This window comes from Frankia sp. ACN1ag (genome assembly GCF_001414035.1).
In the GTDB taxonomy this organism is placed as follows: Bacteria; Actinomycetota; Actinomycetes; order Frankiales; family Frankiaceae; genus Frankia; species Frankia torreyi.
Genome location: NZ_LJPA01000023.1, coordinates 45,668 through 68,833, shown reverse-complemented (window position 1 = coordinate 68,833; position 23,166 = coordinate 45,668). Strand labels below are relative to the sequence as shown.

Annotated in this window: 17 protein-coding genes and 4 pseudogenes; 3 read left to right on the top strand and 18 right to left on the bottom strand. The window is 71.5% G+C overall.

The genetic code is table 11. The annotated features are described in order from the left end of the window. Nucleotides 1–183 precede the first annotated feature (183 nt). Nucleotides 184–456 (bottom strand): annotated as a pseudogene (locus tag UK82_RS20310) (dihydrofolate reductase family protein); the annotation flags it as partial. A gap of 148 nt (nt 457–604) precedes the next feature. Here UK82_RS20310 and UK82_RS20305 point away from each other — a divergent pair. After that, nucleotides 605–958, top strand: coding sequence for a VOC family protein (locus UK82_RS20305; RefSeq protein WP_044887077.1), 354 nt, complete (start codon nt 605–607; stop codon nt 956–958). A 31-nt stretch (nt 959–989) separates the two neighbouring features. Here UK82_RS20305 and rox read toward each other — a convergent pair whose 3' ends face one another. Then, complete coding sequence (gene rox / locus UK82_RS20300) at nt 990–2,453, bottom strand: rifampin monooxygenase (RefSeq protein WP_055408770.1); 1,464 nt, start codon at nt 2,451–2,453, stop codon at nt 990–992. A gap of 227 nt (nt 2,454–2,680) precedes the next feature. Further along, entirely contained in the window at nt 2,681–3,247 is a 567-nt protein-coding gene (locus tag UK82_RS20295; protein WP_044887075.1) for a TetR family transcriptional regulator, read from the bottom strand. A gap of 85 nt (nt 3,248–3,332) precedes the next feature. Between UK82_RS20295 and UK82_RS38970 the strand changes: the two are divergent. Continuing rightward, a pseudogene (locus UK82_RS38970) lies at nt 3,333–3,791 on the top strand (NAD-dependent epimerase/dehydratase family protein); the annotation flags it as partial. Nucleotide 3,792: 1 nt separating this feature from the next. Further along, a pseudogene (locus tag UK82_RS42995) lies at nt 3,793–4,244 on the top strand (3-beta hydroxysteroid dehydrogenase); the annotation flags it as partial. A gap of 139 nt (nt 4,245–4,383) precedes the next feature. Here UK82_RS42995 and UK82_RS20285 read toward each other — a convergent pair. From UK82_RS20285 to UK82_RS20220, 15 genes and pseudogenes are all read right to left on the bottom strand, one after another. Then, on the bottom strand, nt 4,384–5,712 hold the full coding sequence (locus tag UK82_RS20285; RefSeq protein ID WP_236706196.1) for a wax ester/triacylglycerol synthase domain-containing protein: 1,329 nt from the start codon (nt 5,710–5,712) through the stop codon (nt 4,384–4,386). Nucleotides 5,713–5,915: 203 nt separating this feature from the next. Continuing rightward, nucleotides 5,916–7,589: an alkaline phosphatase family protein gene (locus UK82_RS20280; RefSeq protein WP_044886533.1), complete on the bottom strand. Its 1,674-nt coding sequence runs from the start codon at nt 7,587–7,589 to the stop codon at nt 5,916–5,918. Nucleotides 7,590–7,968: 379 nt separating this feature from the next. Then, the gene (locus UK82_RS20275) at nt 7,969–8,679 is read right to left on the bottom strand and encodes a cytochrome c oxidase assembly protein (protein WP_055408739.1); all 711 of its coding nucleotides are present in this window, start codon (nt 8,677–8,679) and stop codon (nt 7,969–7,971) included. 27 nt (nt 8,680–8,706) lie between these two features. After that, nucleotides 8,707–9,858 (bottom strand): esterase family protein, encoded by a 1,152-nt coding sequence (locus UK82_RS20270; protein ID WP_044886531.1) that lies wholly within the window; start codon nt 9,856–9,858, stop codon nt 8,707–8,709. Between the two features lie 235 nt (nt 9,859–10,093). Next, the gene (locus UK82_RS20265; protein WP_044886530.1) at nt 10,094–10,936 is read right to left on the bottom strand and encodes a polysaccharide deacetylase family protein; all 843 of its coding nucleotides are present in this window, start codon (nt 10,934–10,936) and stop codon (nt 10,094–10,096) included. Between the two features lie 141 nt (nt 10,937–11,077). Further along, nucleotides 11,078–11,956, bottom strand: a complete 879-nt coding sequence (locus UK82_RS20260; RefSeq protein WP_236706194.1) for a polysaccharide deacetylase family protein — start codon at nt 11,954–11,956, stop codon at nt 11,078–11,080. An 844-nt stretch (nt 11,957–12,800) separates the two neighbouring features. Beyond that, the gene (locus UK82_RS20255) at nt 12,801–13,697 is read right to left on the bottom strand and encodes an enoyl-CoA hydratase (RefSeq protein ID WP_236706193.1); all 897 of its coding nucleotides are present in this window, start codon (nt 13,695–13,697) and stop codon (nt 12,801–12,803) included. Beyond that, nucleotides 13,690–14,655, bottom strand: coding sequence for a 3-hydroxyisobutyrate dehydrogenase (gene mmsB, locus UK82_RS20250; RefSeq protein ID WP_161849146.1), 966 nt, complete (start codon nt 14,653–14,655; stop codon nt 13,690–13,692). The genes UK82_RS20255 and mmsB overlap by 8 nt, the downstream gene beginning before the upstream one ends. Beyond that, nucleotides 14,652–15,603: pseudogene (locus UK82_RS20245) on the bottom strand (enoyl-CoA hydratase/isomerase family protein); the annotation flags it as partial. The gene mmsB and the pseudogene UK82_RS20245, both read right to left, overlap by 4 nt. A gap of 1 nt (nt 15,604) precedes the next feature. Continuing rightward, nucleotides 15,605–15,734 (bottom strand): enoyl-CoA hydratase/isomerase family protein (locus tag UK82_RS38960; protein ID WP_236706204.1); only part of this gene is annotated, 130 nt, incomplete at its 3' end. Further along, the gene (locus UK82_RS20240) at nt 15,731–16,870 is read right to left on the bottom strand and encodes an acyl-CoA dehydrogenase family protein (RefSeq protein ID WP_044886526.1); all 1,140 of its coding nucleotides are present in this window, start codon (nt 16,868–16,870) and stop codon (nt 15,731–15,733) included. The genes UK82_RS38960 and UK82_RS20240, both read right to left, overlap by 4 nt. A gap of 11 nt (nt 16,871–16,881) precedes the next feature. Beyond that, complete coding sequence (locus UK82_RS20235) at nt 16,882–18,381, bottom strand: CoA-acylating methylmalonate-semialdehyde dehydrogenase (protein ID WP_044886548.1); 1,500 nt, start codon at nt 18,379–18,381, stop codon at nt 16,882–16,884. A gap of 1 nt (nt 18,382) precedes the next feature. After that, nucleotides 18,383–20,371: an acyclic terpene utilization AtuA family protein gene (locus tag UK82_RS20230; RefSeq protein WP_236706191.1), complete on the bottom strand. Its 1,989-nt coding sequence runs from the start codon at nt 20,369–20,371 to the stop codon at nt 18,383–18,385. Next, nucleotides 20,371–21,138: an enoyl-CoA hydratase/isomerase family protein gene (locus UK82_RS20225; RefSeq protein ID WP_044886525.1), complete on the bottom strand. Its 768-nt coding sequence runs from the start codon at nt 21,136–21,138 to the stop codon at nt 20,371–20,373. Before UK82_RS20225 ends, UK82_RS20230 begins: the two co-directional genes overlap by 1 nt. Further along, nucleotides 21,135–23,150 (bottom strand): biotin carboxylase N-terminal domain-containing protein, encoded by a 2,016-nt coding sequence (locus UK82_RS20220; protein WP_055408734.1) that lies wholly within the window; start codon nt 23,148–23,150, stop codon nt 21,135–21,137. The genes UK82_RS20225 and UK82_RS20220 overlap by 4 nt, the downstream gene beginning before the upstream one ends. Between the last annotated feature and the right edge of the window lie 16 nt (nt 23,151–23,166).

Sequence of the window (23,166 nt, the reverse complement as noted above, 5' to 3'; positions counted from 1 at the left end):
CTGTGCTCGGTGCACCGGGGCGGCGGTCCGATGCCGCGCGGAGCCACGGGTCGGGTGTGTCCCCGGGGCGGAACCCGTGCAGTCACCGATCACCGGCGGCCCGCGCCGATAAGGTAGGCACACGCGTAGATAAGGTTAGGTTTAGCTAAGACTTTGCCAGCTTGTAGTCAGTCGCGCCTCCTGTCAAGGGAACGCCCCTCGCCGACCAGCCCCGCGGCCGGCGCCGAGACCCCGCCGCGGCATGGCGAAGCCGTTCTTCCGCAGGCCGTTGGCGTAGACGCCGTGTTCGACCAGCGTCAGCTTCCGGGTGTCCTGGTCCGTGGTGCTGAACAGCCGCTTGCCCGCGCCGAGCAACAGCGGGAAGACGAGCGGGTGATAGCGGTCGATCAGGCCCGCGTCGAAGAGTCCGTGGTTCAGCGAGGCGCTGCCAGGGACGATGATCGGGCCACCCTCGGGGTGCTGGACGCGCCCCGCGACTCCGGCTCCACGACGGCCGTCAGGGTCTAGGTTGTTGATGTACCGACTCTCGCGGAACCCGCGAACCCACCGGTTCTGCGCCACGCCGGTGCGGGTCGCCGAACCGATCCGGTCCTAGGAGGCACCCATGAGCGACCAGCAGGTACGGATGATCGTCCTGTCGACGGACGATCTCGAGGAATCGATCAAGTTCTACACCGAGACCCTCGGCTTCCCGCTGAAGTTCCGCGACGGTGCCCACTACGCGGCTCTCGACGGCGGCTCCGTGACCATCGCCCTGGCCACCGCGGTCGATCATCCCATACCCGGCCAGGTCGTCGTGGGCATCAAGACCGACGACGTCGACGGCGCAGCCAAGGCGATCGAGGAGAACGGCGGCGCCATCGTGAAGGGCCCCTACGACGACGCTCACGAGCGCCGCGCCGTGGTGTACGACAACAAGGGCAACGGCCTGGTCTTCTACAAGTCGCTTCCGCGCTGACGCACCTTCGAACCGCTCCCCCGCTGGCCGGTCACCGGCCAGCGGGGGGCGGCTCAACCCACGCGTCCCGCGGCACGGCGGCGCCGAACCACCGAGGGAGCTGGTCGAGCAGATCCTGCTGATCGTCACCGACCCACGCCACATGGCCGTCCGGCCGCAGCAGCGCCGCGGGCACGTCCAGTTCCCCGCTGACGTCGACGACGTGGTCGACCCGATCTGCCCACCCCGCCGCCGAAAGCCGGCCGGTCTGGTCGAGCAGCAGTCCGCGGCCGCCGTGCATCAGCCCGTAGAGGCGACCCCGCTTCAGCCCGACATCCCGCAGCCGGCGGCCGACGAGCGGATGCTCGTCGCCGAAGTCGTAGCGGATCCCGATCGCAGTGATCTTTTCGATCAGATATCGATTCACCTCGTCGAAATCCATCAGTTCCGACACCAGCCGGCGCACTGATGCCGGACCCGGCTCGGGGGACAGCAGCACGGCCTGTGCGCGGGTGTTGTCCAGCACGTCGGCGGCGACCGGGTGCCGTTCGGTGTGGTAGCTGTCCAGCAGCCCCTCCGGGGCCCAGCCGCCGATCTCGGCGGCCAGTTTCCAGCCGAGGTTGAAGGCGTCCTGGATCCCGAGGTTGAGGCCCTGGCCGCCCATCGGCGGGTGGATGTGCGCCGCGTCGCCGGCCAGCAGCACCCGGCCGGTTCGATAGCTCTCGGCCTGCCGGGTGGCATCGCCGAAGCGGGAGAGCCAGCGCGGTGCGTGCGCGCCGAAGTCGGTGCCGGCGAACACCCGCACCCGCTGCCTGAACTCCTCGAGGGTCGGCGGGACCGAGCGGTTCTCGGCCACCCCCTCGGCGGGCACGATGATGCGGTACACCCCGTCGCCGATGGGAATGGCACCGAACCGCACATGGGTCCTGCGGACGTCGGCCACCACGGCGGCCAGCGTCTCCGGCGGCACGGTCACCTCCACCTCGCCCAGCAGCGTCTCGACCCTGGTCGGCTCGCCGGGGAAGCCGACGCCGAGCAGCTTGCGCACCGTGCTGCGTCCACCGTCGCAGCCGACGAGGTAGCGCGAGCGCAGCCGAGTGCCGTCGGCCAGCGCGGCGGTCACCTCGTGTTCGTCCTGGCTCAGTCCGACCAGTGCGGTGCCGCGCCGGATCTCGGCGCCGAGCTCGGTGGCGCGCTCGGTCAGCAGACGCTCGGTGCTGTTCTGCGGGATGCCGAGGATGTACGAATGTGCGGTGTCCAGCCGGTCCGGCCACGGCCTGGTGATGCCGGCGAAGAAACCGCCGACCGCGTACTGCTTGCCGAGCGCGAGGAACCGCTCCAGCAGACCGCGCTGGTCCAGCACCTCGATGCTGCGCACGTGCAGACCCAGCGCGCGGGCGTGCCCGGTCGGCGCCGCCTCGCTGTCCACCACGAGCGCGTGCACGCCGTGCAGCCGCAACTCGCCGGCCAGCATCAAACCGGTCGGTCCGCCGCCGACAATGATCACGTCAATCATGAACCGCCCATTCATTGAGATTGCATTTCGGCCAGCGGCTCCGCACGGTCCGGTCCGGTCGCGCACACACGCGAACACACGCACGTCGCGAATCCCTGAATTCCACAGGTTCTGGCTTCGCCGGCGATTCTGCGGCACGACCCGGGTCTTGCCGCAAGCCCCCCAGTGTGCTATACATTGAGAGTGACAGGAAGTCGCCATTCTTCCTGTGGAGGCGAGGCTTTGCACTATCCGGTCGAGGCGATCTCCCGGAGCTGCGCCAGAACATCCCTGGCGATCCGCTGGAACGGCGTCTGGTCCGGGTCCTCGACCCATTGCTCGAAGGCGACGTGCATGATGGTCGTCCCCGTGCGGGCGGCGAGGGCGGCGGTGGTGTCGCCGAGCCCCCGGGCGCGCAGCGCCCCCGCCATGGCGGCGGCCAGTGACGCGGCCTTGATCAGCTCGCGTTCCTGCAGCTCGTGACTGGAGGCGATGATCCGGTGCCGCGGGCCGGCGAACTCACGGACCTCTTCGAACCGGATGGCGGCGGCGTCCAGCGCCGCGCCGATCAGGCCGAGAGCCGAGGCGGACGCGGGGGCGGCCTCGATGGCGGCCACCATCTGCTGCTCCAGTAGCTCCGAGCCCCGAAACAGCACCTCACGCTTGTCCGTGAAGTACCGGAAGAACGTTCGCTTCGTCAGCCCCGCGCGTTCCGCGATCTCCGCGACGGTCGTCTCCTCGTACCCGCGCTCGCCGTAGAGGGCCAGGGCCGCCTCCTGCAGCCGCACCTGCGCATCCGGCTGCCATCTGCCCATGCGACCAGACTAGCGATGACACCTGGTGTCATGGCCATGTTAGGGTGATGGCACCAGGTGACATCAGCGTTCCGGGAGGGTTCCCATGCGTGTTTTCGTGACTGGCGCGTCCGGACACATCGGCTCGGCGGTCGTGCCCGAGCTGCTGCAGGCAGGCCATCAGGTCGTGGGGCTGGCGCGTTCGGACAGCTCGGCCGAGGCGCTCGCGGCCGCAGGCGCCGAGGTCCGGCGCGGCGACCTGGACGATCTCGACGGGCTGCGCGAGGCCGCCGGGGCGGCCGACGGCGTCATCCACCTCGCCTTCAAGCACGACCTGATGGGGTCCGGCGACTTCCCCGCCGCGATCGCCGCCGACTTCGCCGCCATCAAGGCGCTCGCCTCGGCCCTCGAAGGGACGGGCAAGCCGCTCGTCACCTCCTCCGGCACGCTCATGCTCACCCTCGCGGGCATCACCGGACGGCCGGGCACCGAGGCCGATTTCGCTCCCGGCGGTCCGCGGGTCGACGCCGAGAACTTCGTGATCGGGCTGGCCGAACGCGGCGTGNGGTCGTCGATCGTCCGGCTACCTCCGATCGTGCACAGCTCGCTCGATCACCACGGCTTCGCGCACATCCTGATCGGCGTCGCCCGGCAGGCCGGCGTGTCGGCGTACGTGGGGGACGGGGCCAACCGGTGGCCTTCGGTGCACACGCTCGACGCGGCGCGGGTGTACCTGCTGGCGCTGGAGGGCGCCCCGGCCGGGAGCCGGCTCCACGCGGTCGCCGACGAGGGCATCCCCTTCCGTGACATCGCGGCCGCCATCGGCCGCGGGACCGGCCTGCCCGTGACCAGCGTCTCCGCCTCGGACGCCGGCGAGCGCTTCTCCTTCCTCGGCGCGTTCGTGGGGGTGGACAACCCGACCTCCAGCGAGGTGACACGAAAGGTGCTCGGGTGGGAGCCGGCGCATCCGGGACTCATCGAGGACCTGGAGCAGGGCCACTACTTCGGGCAGGGCTGAGCGGATCCGTCGCGGGTGCAGGTTCGCTGTGCGGCGCTCGCTCTTCGCTGTGCGGCGCTCGCCACAGCCGAGCGGGATCGATCTTGACCGGGAAGGCCGAACCGACGTAGCGCCCGGGGCGCCGGCCGGAGGATCAGCGTCACCGGCGCGAGCCGCGGGCCGCCAGCTCCGCGAGCTCCCCCAGTTCGGCCAGCCACAGGTCCGCCAGCGTCTCCTGGCGGGGCACGCTCGCGCTCGCCGTGAACGTGACACGGGCATGCTCGCCGTAGCCGAACAGGCCCACGGAGAGGTGCTGGCGGCCGACGAAGAGCGGAGGCAGCCCAACCAGTCCGGTCACCGGCCGCCCCGCGACGGCCAACCGGCAGCGCAGGCTCCCCGGGTTGGAGGCGACGAGAGCGACCTCGCGGGTGCGCGCGCCCGAGCTTGCGACGTGGGCGAGGAAACGCTGCGAGGCACCGGGCGACAGCTCGGCGAGGGCGAGATGCCGGCGCTCGACCACGCCCAGGCCACCGCCCCGCTTCAACCGGCGCGTGAGCGCGGCGACGCGGACGAGCCGCCGGCCGGGATCCGGTTCGCCGCAGGGCAGGGCGAGGCGGACCCCGGTGGTGAAGTTGGACATCAGCTCCTGTTCGGCGCTGGTCCGGATGCTGATGGGCATCAGCGCGTGGATGGGCCGATGCGGCCGGCGCCATTCCGGCAGCGACCACTGCCGCAGCGCGCCGGCGAGGGCCGCGAGATAGACGTCGTTGATTGTGACCGCATGCCGTCGGGCGATCCGCCGCAGCGCGTCGAGTTCCGTCGTCACCCAGGTGTGGCGGGCCGGTCCGCGGGCCGGCCCACCCCAGGCCGCCAGGGCCCGGGTGGGTGCCAGCCCCCGCAGGTTGCGACCGGCGAGGCGCAGGTAGTCCCCCGTCCGGGGGACGGGAAACGCCGGCGGCAGGGCCAGGGCCGTCTCGTCCCCCTCACCGAACAGCAGGTGTAACGCCCGGTAGAGGGCCCCGCCGTCCTGGTGCACATGACTCGCCCGATAGAGCACCAGGGTGCCGGGGACGGAGTGCCCGCGCAGGAGGTGAAGCATCCACGGCGGTCGACCGAGGTCGACGGGCCGGGTGGCGAGCCGATCGATCGTGCGACGCAGGCCCTCGTCGCCCGACCCCTCCGGGACAGCGGTGACGACCACATGATCGTCCACGTTGACGTCGCCACGCGAGGCCCACCGGGGCGAGGCCTGCTCGGCCTTCGCCCCGCGGCCGTGGCTGTCCTGAGCAGGCGACGCGACGGACTGGAGTCGTTCGGTGAGACGTGGCGCCGCACGAAGCCGGTCCGCGACGTGCGCCCGCAGACCGGCGAGGTCCAGCGGCGGCCCGCCGACGTACAACAGCACACCGATGTCGAGGAACTCGCCGGGGAAACGGCGGGTGAAGGCCAGGAAGGCGTGATCGCCCATCGTCAGAGACCGATCGTGCACGGTGCCCTCCCCTTCCACGGTCGGGTATGCCTGGGAATCATCGCAGCAGCCCGAGTTCCCGCGCCGTGGCGGCGTCCGTATCTTCCCTGCGCCAGCATCGATCGGACGGTCCGGCGAGGATCCGAAGCCGCCGCCCTGTCCCCGTCCCCGCGCGGGGACGGGGACAGGGCGGCTTGTCTGGTGTCCGCGGTGCCCGCGCGAGGCTAGTGGGTGGCCGGCGCGACGTTCAGGGTTCGGGTGTGCTCGGTGCGGACGGCGCTCAGCTCGTTCGGGTTGAGCCCGAGCAGCGTGAGAATGGTCGGGGCGATCGAGGTGGTCTCGACCGGAGCCGGGTCGATCCGACCCGCGTGGGCGCCGGCACCGGAGACGACGAGCGGGACGTTGCGGTCCTGCGGGTCGGCGCCGCCGTGCTCGGCGATCTTGCTCGTGCCGCCGGTGTAGACCACGCCGTGCGCGACGATGCCGACGACATCGGGATGGCGGGCGTCACTCGCCGGGACACCGAAGAAGCGGGCGGCGCCGGCGCCGGCGTACGCCGTGGTGAGCCCGGAGGCGGGCAGCGTGCGGCTGGCGCCGCTGATCGTGTTGCCGGTGGCGTCGTGGGAGAGCAGGAAGGCCCGGGCGAAGTCGGCGGCGGCCTGCGACCGGTCGCTCAGCCACAGCTGCAGGATGTCGTCGTCCGTGGAGAAGGCGACCAGGTCGGCCGCGCCGGGGTGCGCCGTCGCCCAGGCCGCGTTCAGCGCCTTGCTGACGGCGCCGTCGTCGATGCGGGTCAGCGCGTTCGGGTCCGTCGGCGACTGGCCGTGCTTGGCCGACAGGATGATCGCGGTGCTGTCCGCCTGACCGGTCTGCCTCAGTTCGGCGACCAGGGCGCCGACCTGGTGGTCGACGAAGTCGAGTGCGCGGGCCAGCAGCGGCCCCGGCTCGGTGCCGCCCGGCAGGTAGCCGCCGGTCAGCCCGTCCGAGCTGGGCAGCTTCTGCGCGGTGGAGACCGACTGGAAGTTCAGTCCGAAGATCGCCGGGGTCGGGACCCGGTGGGTGCGGCCGTGGTCGTATCCGTCGATCTCGTTGCGGACCGCGGTCACCTTGTACGCGTCGTACTGCTGGGTGGCCGCGTTGTCCTTCGTCCAGTCGCCGCCGGGGTAGCCGAGGGCGGTGCTGTTGATCTCAGGGGTGAACAGGTCCTGGACGCCGGTGCCCGACGGGCCGTTGAGGATCTCGTAGGCGGGGTGCTTGTCCGACCAGGCGGTGCCCAGCCCGTGGGCGCGTGCCACCTCGAAGACGGTGTTCGCCGTGAGGTAGGAGTGCGGGTAGACCGGCTTGCAGGTCTTCGGGTCGACCGGCAGCGTCTTCGGGTCAAGCAGCGACTGGGGCGACCCGGTCAGGGACAGGATGCTGCCGGGCAGCCCGGCGAGACCCTGCCCCGCGTCGAGGGAGCTCTGGTCGCGGTCGGCGGCCTCGGTGAACGCGACCTCGGCGCCCGGCTTCACCCCGGCGCAGGACGTCGTGCCGGCGGGCAGCAGGCTGTGGTTGAAGGTGTCGTCGTAGTAGATGCCCGTGGTCGCCGGACTGCCGCCCGTCACCTGGGCGATCAGCCCGGGGAACGAGTCGGACGGCACCGGGGTCGACGCGTGGGTGTACGAGACACCGGCGCCGACCAGCCCGGCCAGCGCCGAACCCGGATGCGTACGGACGTACGCACTGAGATCCGCCTGGTGAAGTCCGTCCACGGACAGCAGCAGGACGTGCCGGGCCGGGGACCGGGTGTGCTCGGGTGACCCGGCCACCGCGGGCGTGGCGGCCGAGACCGCCACCACTCCGGACAGGGCCAGTGCGGACAGGGCCAGTGCGGACAGGGCCGGCCCGGACGCCGCCATCCCGACTGCCCGTCGGGTGGGAGAACGGAACACGAATTCCTCCTCGAACGCACCGGACCATACCGGCGCGCTCCGTATTGCTAGCCCGCCCGGATGGCCGATCGTCAACGCCCGAGAAAATCCCCGGGTAAGAAATCCCGTGCAATACGCGGAATTTCCCTCCGACCCTCATCCGTCGCCCAAGAACTGGCTGTCCGGGGTTCTTCACATGGTCCTCACATCAGGCGTCCTGTACAGCGGTCGGCGCCCGGCGGACGAAGCAGACCCGCGCATCCGCCAGCCAGGTCATGAGGTCGCCAGGGGTCGGGCCGAGCTCTCGTCCACGATCGGCGGGGCGGGCCGGGGGTCGCGACGACACGGAAAGGTGCGGCCCGATCGCTCACCGGGGCGGGCGGGGATCCGTCTCCCACCATGGCCGCATGCGCGTCGCGCCCCCTTCGGCCTCGTCCAGCAACCGGTCCGCCTCGCGGGCCTCCCGCTCGTCCACCCGCATCCAGCGCACCATCAGCACGGCGACGAAAGGCAGGTCCGCCACCTCGCCGACACTCCACAGGATCGCACCAGCCGTGTGCTGATCGGTCAGCGGCGACGGCCCCCAGGAACGATGCAGAGCAAGGTAGCGGACAGGCGCCAGGAGGTGGGTGCGAAACGTCAGCACTCCGCCCGGAAGGCTGTCCAGCAACAGCGCCAGGAAACCGATGAAAAGCGCGGCTGCCGCGGCGATCCCGGTCACCTGTGCCGATCCTTCGATCAGCGGCACCGCGACGAGAAAACCCAGCGCCAGCAGTGCGACCTGCAGAGCGTGATAGATCGGCTCGCTTCGCAAGCTCGCTCCGGAGATCCCGGTGAACACGACGAGGGGGGTGACGACCGGCACCAGCAGAGCGCCGACAATCGGGCTGACCGCGCCGCGTAGCAGTCGCACCCGGGTGAGTCGGCCCCCGATCCGGCGCAATCGATCCGACGCGACAGACCGGACCAGTTCGACGGGCCGACCACACGCCAGGAGCACGGGTGTGATCATGAAAAGGCCGAGCACCTGGACGATGTACGCCGAGAACAAGGCGTGGGCAGCGGTGGGGCGCGGCACGGCTGCCCGTCTGCCCCGGCCGCCCCGCTACGTGGTTCTGCCGGCGCGGGGATGATTCCGGCGAACGAGCGCGTGCGGGAAAGGCCGCGGGCCGCTGGCAGTGGACGTCGCGAGGGCGGGGGTGGTACCGCTCAGTGGTACCGCCCACTGCAGACTGTCGCGGAGGGCCGGTCGCCACACGCTGAAGTCGTGACTCCCCGGCCGCAGCCGCAGGACGACGTCGAAACCCGGGCGCCGCGACAGCGTCGCCGCCATGTTCCGAGTGTCCGACAGCGCCTCGCGATCACTGCGCCCGCTGTCCATCCAGACCCGCATCGGCGGGTACGGCGGCAGGGTCGGCGCGTAGAGCGCCGGGGTGTTGGACGCGGCGACGAGCGCAAGATCGGGCCGGTTCCCGAACAGGCCGGCCATCCCTCCGTCGTGCGTGGGCTTGTCCATCCCGGACATGTCCACGATCGTCGCGACGAGATCACGGTGGCGCAGCCCGAGGTTCAGCGCACAGTAGCCGCCCGCGGACATCCCGGCGAAGATCCGGTCGGCCCGGTCCGGGATCGCGCGCAGGCGGGCGTCGACCGTGGGGATGACGTCGTCGACCAGATAGGTCTCGATGTGCTCACTGGGCCGGTCGACGCACTCGCTGTCATCGAGCCAGCCGTGGCTCAGCCGGGGGGCGACGAAGATCGCGGGCCGGCCCTCACCGGCGAGCAGCGCGCCGATCTCCGCCGCCCGGTTCGCCCGGTACCAGTCGACCGGGGCGCCCGGCGAACCGTGCATCAGGTAGACCACCGGGAAGCGGGCCTGCGGCTCGGTGAAGTACTGCGGAGGCAGGTAGACCATCGCCTCCCGGACACCGAAACCGCTACGGACCCCGGTGACCGGCAGATCGATGACCGACCCGTTCGGGTGCGGCCGCGGCGGTGCCGGCGTCGCGGCCTCGCGCACCGACGCCGTCGGCCACGACCGAATGCCGATGACGTCGTCGACCCGGGGCAGGTAGCTGTAATGGGCGTTGACCAGATCCGCCACCGTCGCCAGCGTCAGCACCACCGACAACCCCGCCATCGCCGCCGTCACCAGCCGGCCCCGCCGGGCCAGCAGCACGCAGCCCGCCCAGGACAGCAGCGCAAGCGCGGCCAACGACAGGATGAACCACTTCCCGATGACGACCAGCGATCCCAACGTCCACCCCTACCCGGCAAGGAGACACTCGTGCATGGACTCCTCGGCAGGTGCTGTGTCTGCGCCCGTTCCCCGGACAGTCCCGCCAAGAGCAGATTCTGCTGTAAAACGTCCACGGAGGGGCCGTTTGATCCGGATCACGGTATCGGGTGTCCGACCCCCGACCTGACGCGCACGACCCCAAAAAGACGATCATGATGGCCCGCCGGAACAGAGGACGGCGGCGGGAGACCCGTCAGGTGAGCAGGTCGTGGACTGCCACCGGGGTAAGGCCGGCCGTGTGGAGGTTCGCGACGATACGGGGAAACGCGGCGACGGTGCCCGGGTAGCCGAAATGCATGCTCACGATGGAGCCCGGTCGGGTGCCGGCCCGTACCCGTGCGACGACGGCGTCGGTTCCCGGGGAGGTGTAGTCCAGCGGGTCGACGTCGAAGTCGACGACCGTGCGGTACCCGGCGGCGCCGGCCTCGGTGAGGATCAACGGGGTGGCGGTGCTCGTGCCGGAGGGTCGGAAGTAGCGGCCCTGGGTCGGCGCGAGGCGAGCCAGTACGTCCCGGCAGCCCGTGATCTCGGCGGCGACCTGGTCGGCCGGGAGCGCGGTCAGTGTCGGGTGGGTGTAGGTGTGATTGGCCAGTTCGTTGCCGCCCCCCAGGATGGCCGGGACGAGATCCTGGTGCTCGTCCAGCCATCGTCCGACGGCGAACACCGTGATCGGCACGGCGAGTCGGGTGGCGTCGGCGAGGAGCTGATGGGCCAGGGAGAGGTCCTGGCCGGTCTGGTGCGGGCCGAGGTGGAAGGTGAGGGCGACCCGGGGTCGATCCCGCGGTCCGTTCGTCACCGCCACCGCGCTGCCCCCCGGGACCAGCCCCGGGCCGCTGGGATCCGCAGCCGCCGCGGTCGCGGCCGACGCGGTCGCGGCCGACGTGCCGCCGGCGGCCGTGACGGATGGCGACGGCGACGGCCCGGCGGGGGTGGATCCGTCGGCGGCGCAGGCCGCCAACCCCGTGGCCGCGACCACCGCGCCGGCCCCGGCGAGGAAGCGACGGCGCGAGGAATCAGGGAAGACCGACTCGGGCATGAGCGCAGGCTACCCGGCACGGCATGACGGCTGGCAACGCTCCATCCGCATGAGGACGAGGACGGGGCCGGGGGCTGGCGGCCGGAGCTCGCCGGCCGGGAGTCCGCCGGCCGGGGGCGGTGTGCGGTGTGCGGTGTGCGGTCAGCCGACGGCCCGGGACGTGCCGAACATGGTGTCCAGGGTGACCGGCTCGAGCTGACGCTGCTCGATCAACTGCTCGATCTGGTCGAACAGGCCGAGGATGGTCTGGTGGTTGGCGTGACCGAGCATGATCGTTCCTGGCTGGAGGTACTGCTGGGCGAGCCCGATGAGCTGTTGTGGGGTGAGCAGGGTCGAGTCGCCGAAGCTGCCGTCCCACAGCAGGATCCGGGTGTACCCCAGTTCGCCGGCGAGCCCGTCGACGTGGTGGTTGTGGGCGCCGTAGGGCGGGCGGAACCAGGGCCGGCTGGTGATCCCGAAGGTCTGCTGGATCCACTGTTCGTTCTTCTCGATGTCGGCGCGGATCGCGGCGTCCGTCTCGTGCAGCAGGTTCTTGTGGGTCCAGGTGTGATTGCCGATCTGCAGCTGGCCGGTCTCGACCAACGGGCGCAGGGCCTCGGCGTGACGATCCCAGATCGCCCGGTAGGCGCCGTTCGGCGAGAACGTGATGGGGATCTTCGAGCGCTGGGCGAACGCCACGTAACCGGCGACCGTCGTGGCGTCATAGCCGTCGTCGATCGTCAGGGCGATTCTCCGGGTCCGGCCGGGCGCATGGGAGACGACGACCGGAGGGCCCGGATGCGGAGAGGGAATCGGCGCGGACAACGGCAGGGGGCCTTCGTCGGCTCCGGGGACCGCCGCGGTGGGCGCCGTGGACGTGGCGGGCGCCGTGGACGTGGTGGACGCCGTGGGCGTGGTGGGCGCCGTGGGCGTGGTGGACGCGGTGCCGGGATCATGGGTCGCAGCGCCCTGGGGCGCGCTATCGGCCGAGCATCCGAGGAGGGCCTGCGCCGCACCGATGCTCAGGAGCGACAGAAGCACTCTTCGGTCCATAGCCCGACATTCTACGAATCATGATCGTGGCGAGGCTCACGACATACCGCACCATCGACCGGCGAGAGTGATGAATCTTCGCCAAAACCGCCATCTGCCCGGGTAGTCACAGACCAGAATCCGCTTGGACCGAAAAAGCTCCGGCGACCCGGGGGCGGCTTCGCCGGGTCGCCGGGACCGGCGTCGACCGGCATGGCGCAGCGGCGGGGGTTCCGGGAGTACCTGACCGGGCTGCTCGCCCCGCGGGACCGGAACAAGACGCTGACCTGCCTGCCTGGCGGGCGGGCTGGCGGGCTGGCGCCGGGCCGGTCGCCCCCGTCGCTGGCGCGCATTCGTGGCCGATATCCTGGCCGGGCTCTACCCACCGGCCGTTCGCGAGCGAGGGGGCGCGGACATCAATCGCGAGGTGTCCGCCTCCGTAGTCGCGTGACAGCCGTCGGTACGGTGGTGCGCCGCTTCCACACGTTCACTCCGCGAGCACGCGTTCGAGTTCGTCCCGACTGCCGGCGAGGGCGACGACACCGGCATCATCGGTTGCGGCCCAGACGAGATGGCCGCCGAGTTCGTACTGCGCGAGCCGCACGTGCCCGTGCCGATGCGCCGGCGCAACCGGTGCGTGGGGGGGAAACCGCGGGCCACCACTCATTCCATCCACCTCCGCTGCCGCCGACGGCGCCAGGACCACCGCCGGTGAAGACCAACACTCGTTGGCTACCGAGTTCAGGATATAGAGAAGCCGGGTTCGTATCGACCGCGGCAGGTCCGGATGGTCGAATGCCGTGGCGAGGGCGTGTGCCAGCACACAGCCAAGCCCATCGGAAACGGGAANGTGTCAGACGTCACGGAAGATCGGTGGTCGCTTCTCGACGAACGCGGCCATACCCTCCTTCTGGTCGGCGGTCGCGAAGGTGGAATGGAACAGGCGGCGCTCGAACAGAACGCCCTCGGTGAGCGTCGTCTCGAAGGCGCGGTCGACCGCCTCCGTGACCATCACCGCCGCCGGCGTCGACATTCCGGCGATCTTCTCGGCCACCCCCAGGGCCTCGTCCACCAGGTCCGCGGCAGGAACTATCCGCGAGACGAGCCCGGCGCGCTCGGCCTCGTCGGCGCCCATCGTGCGGCCGGTCAGACACAGGTCCATCGCCTTCGCCTTGCCCACCGCGCGGGTCAGCCGCTGCGAGCCGCCCATGCCGGGAATCACCCCGAGCGTGATTTCCGGCTGGCCGAACTTCGCGGTGTCCGCGGCGAGCAGCACGTCGCACATCATCGCCAGTTCGCAGCCGCCGCCCAGCGCGTACCCGGCGACCGCGGCGATCAGCGGAGTACGCACCCGAGTCAGCGCGTCCCAGCCCGCGAACCAGTCCGCCGCGTAGACGTCGCTGAAGCTCTTCGGCTGCATCTCCTTGATGTCCGCCCCGGCGGCGAACGCCTTCGCCGAGCCGGTGAGGACGATCGCCCCGACCGACGGGTCACGGTCCAGCTCCGCCGCGGCCGCGGTGACCTCCCCCATCACCTGGAGGTTGAGGGCGTTCAGCGCCTTCGGCCGGTTCAGAGTGATCCGGGCGACGCCGGGACGTGGTCGATCGACGAGGATGGTCTCGTAACCGGTGCTCTCGGGCACGCCGGTCGTTACAGCCACGCCGGTGGTCGCAGCCACCCCGGTGGTCGCAGCAGCCACGCCGGTGGTGGCAACGTCGACGGGTCCAGCGGTGCCGTTCGCGTCATTCATGCGCGGTTTCCTCGTCGTGGCGGGCGCCCACGGCGCCGTCGCGGATGGCGGTGATGACGGCCGAAAAGTCCCGGCCCGGACCGTCCACGCGGACGAAGTCCGCGTAGATCTCGGCGGCGGTGCGCCCCAGCACCGTCCGCACCCCTTCGGCATCGGCGGCCGACCGGGCGAGCCGGAGATCCTTGAGCATCAGACCGGAGGCGAAGCCGCCGCGGTAGGCCCGGTTGGCGGGGCTGGTCGGCACCGGCCCGGGGACGGGACAGTTGGTCGTCAGGGCCCAGCACTGCCCGGACGCGGTGGACGCGACGTCGAACAGGGCCTGGTCGGTGAGGCCGAGACGTTGGCCGAGCGCGAACGCCTCGCTCACCGCGATCATCGAAATGCCGAGAATCATGTTGTTGCAGATCTTGGCGGCCTGACCGGCCCCGGACGCTCCGCAGTGGATCGCCCGTGCACCCAGCGCGCGCAGCAGCGGCTCGGCCGAGGCGACGGACGCCGGGTCCCCCCCGACCATGAACGTCAGGGTCGCCGCCTCGGCGCCGACCACGCCGCCGGAGACCGGCGCGTCGATGGCGCGGCAGTCCGCCTCGATCACCAGGGCGGCGGCGGCCCGCGCGGCGGCGACGTCGATGGTGGAGCAGTCGATGAACAGGGTTCCCGGCCCGACCGCGGGGAGGATGTCCCGGTAGCAGTCCAGGACGTGGCGGCCGCTGGGCAGCATGGTGATGACGATGTCGGCGCCCCGGGCGGCGTCGGCCGCACTCGCGGCGGTGCCGACGGAGGCGCTCGCGGCCCGCGCGACCGCCGCCGGCACCGGGTCGAACCCGGTCACCGACGCACCGGCCCGCACGAGGTTCACCGCCATCGGCCGGCCCATGTTGCCCAGGCCGAGAAAGGCGATTCGCCGATCGGCGAGTTCCATGACTGTGGCCTCCTCGTCGATCTCACCAATGTTCACCGGTGCGTTCCCCCCTCGGTGCGGCCAAGCCCGAGCTCGGGTCCAGCAGGCGGCGCGAAGAAGTCGGCGACGAGGTCGTCGCCGACGTCCGCCAGCCGCTGCGGGGTCCAGTGCGGGTTGCGGTCCTTGTCGATGATCTGCGCCCGGATGCCCTCCGCCAGGTCGGGCGAATGCAGGCAGGCGCTGGAAACCCGGAACTCCTGGTCGAGCGCCGCCTCGAGGGTCGGCAGCCGGGCGGCGAGCCGCAGCGCGCGCAGGGTCACCTTGAGCGCGGTCGGGGACTTGCTCCCGATCTCCTTGGCCGCGGACCTGGCCTCCTGCCCCTGCTCACCGAGCCGAGCCAGGATCTCCTCGACCGTCGACGCGCCGTAGCAGGCGTCGATCCACCCCGCCTGGGCGGCAAGATCGCTCGCTGGGGCGGGTTCGGCGAACGCCGCCACCACATCCGCCGGATGCTCGCCAGCCCGCCCGTCGCCATCCCGCCCGCTGCGGCCCAGCGCCTCGGCCAGGGCGTCGAGCCGGTGGCTGGGCACGAAATGGTCGGCGAGCCCGCAGTGGATCACGTCGGCGCCGGTGAGCTGGGTGGTCGTGAGCGCGGCGTGGGTGCCCAGTTCACCCGGCGCCCGGGACAGCAGGTAGGTGCCGCCGACGTCCGGGACGAACCCGATACCGACCTCGGGCATGGCGATGCGGGAACGTTCCGTCACGACGCGCAGCGCGCCATGCGCGGAAATTCCGACCCCGCCGCCCATCACCAGCCCGTCCATGAACGCCACATACGGTTTCGGATACCGGTGGATACGCGCGTTGAGCCGGTATTCCTCGGCCCAGAAGTCCAGCGAACCGGTGCCCCCGGAACGGGCATCACCGTAGATCGCGCGAATGTCGCCTCCGGCGCACAGTCCCCGGTCCCCGGCGCCCTCGATCAACACAGCGCGGATCCGCTCGNCATGCTCCCAGCGGTCGAGCACGTCCGCGATGGTCCGCACCATGCCATGAGTCAGCGCGTTGATGGCGCGCGGCCGGTTCAGCGTTATCCGGCCCAGGCCACCCTGAACCGCGACCAGCACATCGGTCATGGCGCCGCCGCCAGCATCGAACGGGACACGATGACCCGCATGATCTCGTTCGTTCCTTCCAGGATCTGGTGGACCCGCAGATCGCGGACGATCTTCTCCAGGCCGTACTCGCTCAGATAGCCGTAGCCGCCGTGCAGTTGCAGGGCCTGGTTCGCGACCTCGAATCCGGTGTCGGTCGCGAAGCGTTTCGCCATCGCGCACAGCGGGGTGGCGTCACGCTCACCGGCGTCCAGCGCGGCCGCGGCGCGCCACAGCAGGGTGCGCGCGGCCTCCAAGCCGGTGCGCATGTCCGCCAGCCGGAAGCGCAACGCCTGGGCGTCGGCGAGCTTCGCGCCGAACGCCTCCCGCTCCAGCAGGTGCCGCACCGCCTTGCCCAACGCGGCCTGCGCCCCGCCGAGCGAACACGCCGAGATGTTCAGCCGCCCCCCGTCCAGCGCGGACATCGCGACGGCGAACCCGCCGCCCTCGGGACCGAGCCGGTCGCCGGCCGGGACCCGCGCGCCGTCGAGGATGACCTGGCGGGTCGGCTGGGCATTCCAGCCCATCTTCGTCTCGTTGGGGCCGAAGGACATTCCTGGGTTCGCCCGGTCGACGACGAACGCCGATATCCCTTTCGGACCGGGACCGCCCGTGCGGGCGAGCACCACGTAGATGTCGGCAGCTCCGGCGCCGGAGATGAACTGCTTGACCCCGTCGAGGATGTAGGAGTCGCCCTCGCGCCGGGCCCGCGTCGACAGGGCGGCGGCGTCGGAGCCCGCTCCCGGTTCGGTCAGGCAGTAGCTGGCCAGGTGCTCCATGGAACACAGTGCCGGGACGAAACGGGCTCGCTGCCCCGCGTCGCCGTACCGGTCGATCATCGCGGTGACCATGTTGTGGATGGAGAGATAGGCGGCGATCGACGGGCACCCCGTCGCCAGCGCCTCGAAGATCACCGCGGAGTCGAGCCGACCGAGTCCGCTGCCGCCCACGTCCTCGGCGACACAGATCCCGCCCATGCCAAGCTGCGCGGCCTTGCGGAGCACGTCGACGGGAAAGTGCTTGGTCTGGTCCCAGCGCAGCGCGTTCGGTTCGAGATGTTCGGCGGCGAACGCGGCCGCGGTGTCGCGCAGCGCGTGCTGTTCGGCGGTGAGAATCATCGGGTGAGCCGTCAGTTCATCGTCGGGATGACGAAGCTGGCGCCCTCTTTGGTCCCACCGGGCCAGCGCGAGGTGACGGTCTTGGTTCGCGTGTAGAAACGAATCGAATCGGGACCGTGCTGATTGAGATCCCCGAAACCGGACCGCTTCCAGCCGCCAAAGGTGTGATAGGCGATCGGGACCGGGATCGGCACGTTCACCCCGACCATCCCGGTGTTGACGCGGCTGGTGAAATCGCGGGCGGTGTCACCGTCCCGGGTGAAGATGGCGACCCCGTTGCCGTACTCGTGTTCGCTCGGCAGCCGCAACGCCTCGGCGTAGTCCCGGGCACGGACCACCGTGAGCACCGGGCCGAAGATCTCCTCCCGATAGATCCGCATGTCCGGGGTGACATGGTCGAACAGCGTGCCACCGAGGAAGAAGCCGCCCTCATGGCCGGCAACGACGTGTTCGCGACCGTCGACGACCAGGTCCGCGCCCTCCTCGACGCCGCTGCGGACATAGTCGCGCACCCGCTGGACGGCGGCCGCGGTGATCAGGGGGCCGAAGTCGACTCCTGCGTCGTCCGAGGCGCCGACCTTCAGGGCGCGCACCCGCGCGGCGAGCCGTTCGACGAGCGCGTCCGCCGTGGCCGCCCCGACCGGGACCGCCACCGAGATGGCCATGCACCGCTCCCCCGCGGACCCGTAACCGGCTCCGACGAGGGCGTCGACGACCTGGTCGAGGTCGGCGTCCGGCATCACGATCATGTGGTTCTTCGCGCCGCCGAAGCACTGCGCGCGCTTGCCGTGCGCCGCCGCCGTGGCGTAGATGTACTCGGCGATCGCCGACGAACCGACGAACCCGATCGCCTGGATCCGCGGGTCGGTCAGCAGCGCGTCCACGGCCACCTTGTCGCCGTTCACCACGTTGAGCACCCCCGGGGGCAGGCCGGCGTCGACAAAGAGCTCCGCCAGCCGCAGCGGCACCGACGGGTCACGCTCGGACGGCTTGAGCACGAACGCATTGCCGCAGGCGATGGCCGGGGCGGCCTTCCACAACGGGATCATCGCCGGGAAGTTGAACGGGGTGATCCCGGCGACCACGCCGAGCGGTTGGCGCATCGAGTAGACGTCGATCCCGGTGCCCGCGCTCGCGGAGAAATCGCCCTTCAGCAGGTGCGGAATGCCGATCGCGAACTCGACCACCTCCAGCCCCCGCTCGATGTCGCCGACCGCGTCGGCGATCGTCTTACCGTGTTCGGACGACAGCAGCCGGGCCAGGCTCTCGCGCTCGGCGCGGACCAGTTCCACAAAACGCATCAGCACCCGCGCCCGGCGCTGCGGATTCCACCGCGCCCACTCGAGCTGTGCCGCGGCTGCATCGGTGATGACGGCGTCGACCTCGGCCTGCGACGCCAGTGGGACGCGGGCCTGGACCCGGCCGGTGTTCGGATCGAACACGTCGCCGAACCGGCCGGATGTTCCGGGCAGCAGCTTGCCGGCCACAAAATGATGCAACTCGTTCACGATGTCAGCCACCTGATTCCCTACGGGAGGACCGCTTGACGAACAGAGCCCCGTCACGTGCGCGAGACGGGACATGGATGGGATCCACGAGCTCGACGGGTACCTCGACATGGCGCGAACGCACGTACTCGGCAAGCCCCTTCGCCTGCGGGTCGGGACGGGTCGCCGAGGCGACCCCCTCGCCGAGCAGGCCGACGACGACGAAGTTCACCGCCCGCAGGTTCGCGAGCTCGTAGCGGCGGACGTCCAGCCCCCGGGCCTCCGGCACCAGCTCGGCGAAGCGCCGCACGGTCAGCTCGGCGGCGAGCCAGGCGTAGGTCGCGGCGTCGCGGGCCCAGACGCCGACGTTGGCGTTGCCGCCCTTGTCCCCGGAGCGGGCGCCCACCAGCAGACCCAGCGGGATCCGTACCGTGCCACCCGGAGCACTCGGGACCGGCGGAGCGTTCGGGACCGGCGGAGCACTCGGGGACGGCGGAGCACTCGGGGACGGCGTCGCCGGCGATGTCCGCGCAGAAGGCGCCGCGGTGGCCGGGGCCAGCGGGCTGTGCGGGATGGCGATCCCGCGGCCATCGTCGAGGACGACGCGATGCTCCACCGCGTCCCGCCCGACGAGCGTCGGCCAGTACACGCCGTACGCGCTCTCGGCGGTCGGTGGGGTCGTCGTGTGGAAGCCGGCGTACCCGCCCAGGGCCAGTGCCATCGTCGCGTCCGAAAACGCTCGGCCCACCCGCTTCGGATCACGATCCTTCACCGTGATCCGCAGGTGCGCCGTCGCCAGGGCGTTGTCGTCGGCGTCGGGATGGTCGAACCGCAGCAGGCGCACGTCGACGGCGTCGAACGCGTTCTCGCCGCCGAGCAGGTCGAACAGCTCCCGGCGGGCCCAGGCGGCCTTCGCCTCGATGTCGAGACCGGTCAGGACCAGCGTCATCGTGTTGCGGTAGCCGCCCAGGTAGTTCATCGCGACCTTCAACGTGCCCGGCGGCGGGCTTCCCCGGGTGCCGGAGATCCGCACCCGGTGCGGCCCCTCCTGGGTCAGGCCCACCGTGTCGAAGTGCGCGACCACGTCAGGGTTCGGGTAGGCAGGCTCGGCGATCTCGTAGAGCAGTTGCGCGGTGACCGTTCCGACGGACACCAGTCCGCCGGTGTCGGCGTGCTTGGTGATGACGCTCGAGCCGTCGGCGGCGACCTCGGCGATCGGGAACCCCGGATACCGCCGATCGGTGACCTCCGAGCCGAACGCGTAGTTCCCGCCGCAGGCCTGCGGCCCGCACTCGATGACGTGGCCGGCCGCCACCGCGCCGGCGAGCCAGTCCCAGTCGGTGCGCGCCCAGCCGTGCCACCAGGCCGCCGGGCCGACGACGAGGGACGCGTCGGTCACCCGCGGAGTGACGACGACGTCCGCTCCCGCCGCCAGCGCGGCGGCGATGCCCCAGCCGCCGAGGTAGGCGTTCGCGGTCACCGGTTCGACCCCGCTCGCGGCCAGCTCGGCGAACGGGCGCCCGGTGTCCAGGTGCGTGAAGGACTCGCCGGCCGCCCGTAACGGCCCGATCCGGTCCGTCAGGTCGTCTCCGGTGACATGGGCGACCCGAGGCGACAGGCCGAGCCCGGCGGCGACCTTGGTGACCTGTTCGGCCAGGCCCGCGGGGTTGAGGCCGCCCGCGTTGACGACGATGCGGATCCCCCGGTCCAGGCACGTGCCGAGCACCTGTTCGAGCTGGACGAGGAACGTCCGCGCGTAGCCCGCACCGGGATCCCGTCGGCGGGCCTTCCACAGGATCAGCATCGTCAGCTCGGCGAGATAGTCGCCGGTGAGCACGTCGATCGGGCCGCCGTCGACCATGAGCCGCGCGGCGTCGATCCGGTCGCCGTAGAAACCCGAGCAGTTCGCGATGCGGACCGGACGCCGGACCGGACGGGCGTCCGGTCCGTCCACGACAGGGTGCTGGTCGGCGCCAGGGTGCTGGTCGGCGCCAGGGTGCTGGTCGGCGGCCATCAGCGCCCGCTCCAGACCGGTCGGCGCTTCTCGCTGAACGCCCGCGGCCCCTCCTGGGCGTCGGCGCTGAGGTACACCGGCTCCCAGATCCGCTCCGCCTCGCGGTACGCCTCGGACAGGGGAAGCTGGGCGAGCAGACCGACGGTGCGCTTCGCGGCCCGCACCGACAGCGGCGCGTTGGCCGCGATCGTCGCGGCGAGTTCCCGCGCCCGACCGGCGAGGTCGGTTCCCGGGACGACCTCGTTGACGAGGCCGAGCTCGTAGGCGCGCCGGGCGGCCATCGGCTCGCCGGTGAGCAGCATCTGCATCGCGATCCGGGGCGGCAGCAGGTAGGGCAGCGGCGCGGCCCAGGGCGCCCCGCGGCCGACCTTGACCTCGGTGATCGCGAATCTGGCGTGCTCGGCGGCGACGACCAGGTCGCAGCACTGCGTCAGGAGGAATCCGCCGGCATAGGCGACGCCGTTGACGGCGGCGACGACGGGCTTGTCGACCTCGATGTTCCGGCCGGGTTGGGGCACGTAGTCCAGTGGCGGCACCCCAAGCGCCTGGGTCGCCATCTCCTTCAGATCGCCCCCGGCGCAGAAGGCCCGATCGCCCACGGCGGTGAGCACGAGAACGGACGCGTCCCCGTCCGCGTTGAACCTGGCGAAACCGTCCCACAGGCCCCGGCGGACCTCGGCGGACAGCGTGTTGCGGGCCTCCGGCCGGTCGATGGTCAGCCACGCGACCCGGTCGTCCCGCCGGTAGGTGACCGCGGGCGAGGTCATCGCGCCGGCCCCGGTGTGATGACGGCGAGGACGTGCCCGCCGTCGACGGTCTGGCCGGGACGCACGTCCAGCTCGTGCAGGACGCCGTCGTGCGGCGCGGTCACCGCGTGTTCCATCTTCATCGCCTCCAGAACGAGCACGACCTCTCCGGCGGTCACGGCCGCACCCCGCTCGACGGCGACCCGGACCACCGTTCCCGGCATCGGAGCGGTCAGCGATCCCGCCGCGGCGCTCGCGCCCGGCTCGACGAACCGGGGCGTCTCCCGGGCCACCGTCGACCCGCCGCGACCGTCCAGGTAGACCTCCGGCCCGACGCGGTGGACCCGGACCGTCGAACGAACGTCGTCCACGGTCAGATCGGCCTGTTCGCCGTCGAGGCGGTGCACCACCACGTCCCGGTCCCGGCCGTCGACGGTGACGTCGACGCGGTCCGCGCGCCAGCGGTACGTCACCTCCACCTCGCGCCCGGAGGCACCGAGCCCGGACGATCCCGAACCGGACAGCGCGAAGACGGCACGCTGCGGGGAGGTCGGGACGTTGCGCCAGCCGGGCGGCGCGGTCGGGAGGATCCCGGTCGCCCGGCGCTCGGCCGCGGCGGTGAGCGCGGCCGCCACCAGGTGCGTCGCGAGGACGTCGGCGGACGTCGCGGGCGAGCCCATCGCGACCGCGTCGTGCCGGTCGAGATAACCGGTGTCGATGTCGCCGGAGCGGAACTCCTCGTCGCGCAGAACGGCGACCAGCAGCTCCCGGTTGGTGGTCACCCCGTGCACGCGGGTGCCGGCCAGCGCGCGGGCGAGTCGACGGATCGCCTCGTCACGCGTCGCGCCGTGCGCGATGACCTTGGCGAGCATCGGGTCGTAGTGGACGCCGACGACCGACCCGTCCGCGACTCCGCTGTCGACGCGAACGCCGTCGAACGTGGGCACGTCGAAACGGTGGATCGTCCCGGTCGCGGGGAGGAACCCGGCGGGCACGTCCTCGGCGTACAGGCGGGCCTCGACGGCATGGCCGGTGATGCGGGCGTGGCGCAGCTCGGCCGGCAGCGGCGCGCCCTGCGCCACCAGCAGCTGCGCCCGGACGAGGTCGAGCCCGGTCACCTGCTCGGTCACCGGGTGCTCGACCTGCAGCCGGGTGTTCACCTCGAGGAAGAAGAACCGGCCGGTGCGGTCGAGCACGAACTCGACGGTCCCGGCGCCGACGTAGCCGATCGCCGCGGCGGCCGCGACGGCGGCGGAGCCGAGGCGTTCCCGCAGGTGCTCGTCGACCGCGACGGACGGCGCCTCCTCGATGATCTTCTGGTAGCGCCGCTGGATCGAGCACTCCCGTTCGAACAGGTGCACGACGTCGCCGTGAGTGTCGGCGAAGACCTGCACCTCGACGTGGCGGGGACGCCAGACGTAGTGCTCCAGGAACACCGTGCCGTCGCCGAACGCCGAGGCCGCCTCGCGCCGTGCACCCGCCACGGCGTCCGCGAGCGCCCCGAGGTCGTGCACGATGCGCATCCCGCGCCCACCCCCGCCGTAGACGGCCTTGACCAGCACGGGGAAGTCCAGCTCAGCCGCGGCCTTCAGCAGCCGGTCGGGCTCGGCGAGCAGCTCGTCGTCGACGATCAGACCGGGTAGGACCGGCACGCCGGCCGCGCCCATCAGTTCCTTCGCCCGGGTCTTCGACCCCATGGCCTCGATGGCCTCCGGGGGCGGTCCGACGAACACGATCCCCGCCTGGGCGCACGCCCGCGCGAAGTCGGCGTTCTCGGACAGGAAGCCGTAGCCGGGATGGACGGCGTCGGCCCCCACCCGCAGCGCGGCGTCGATCACCAGATCGGCACGCAGATACGTCTCGGCCGGCGTCGCCCCGGGCAGCCGGACGGCCTCGTCGGCCGCGGCGACGAACGGGGCGCCCGCGTCGGGGTCGGAGAAGACCGCGACCGTGGCGATGTCCATCTCGTGCGCGGTCCGGATGATCCGGACCGCGATCTCGCCCCGGTTCGCGACCAGCAGTTTTGTGATCACTCGCCCCCCTGGGGTC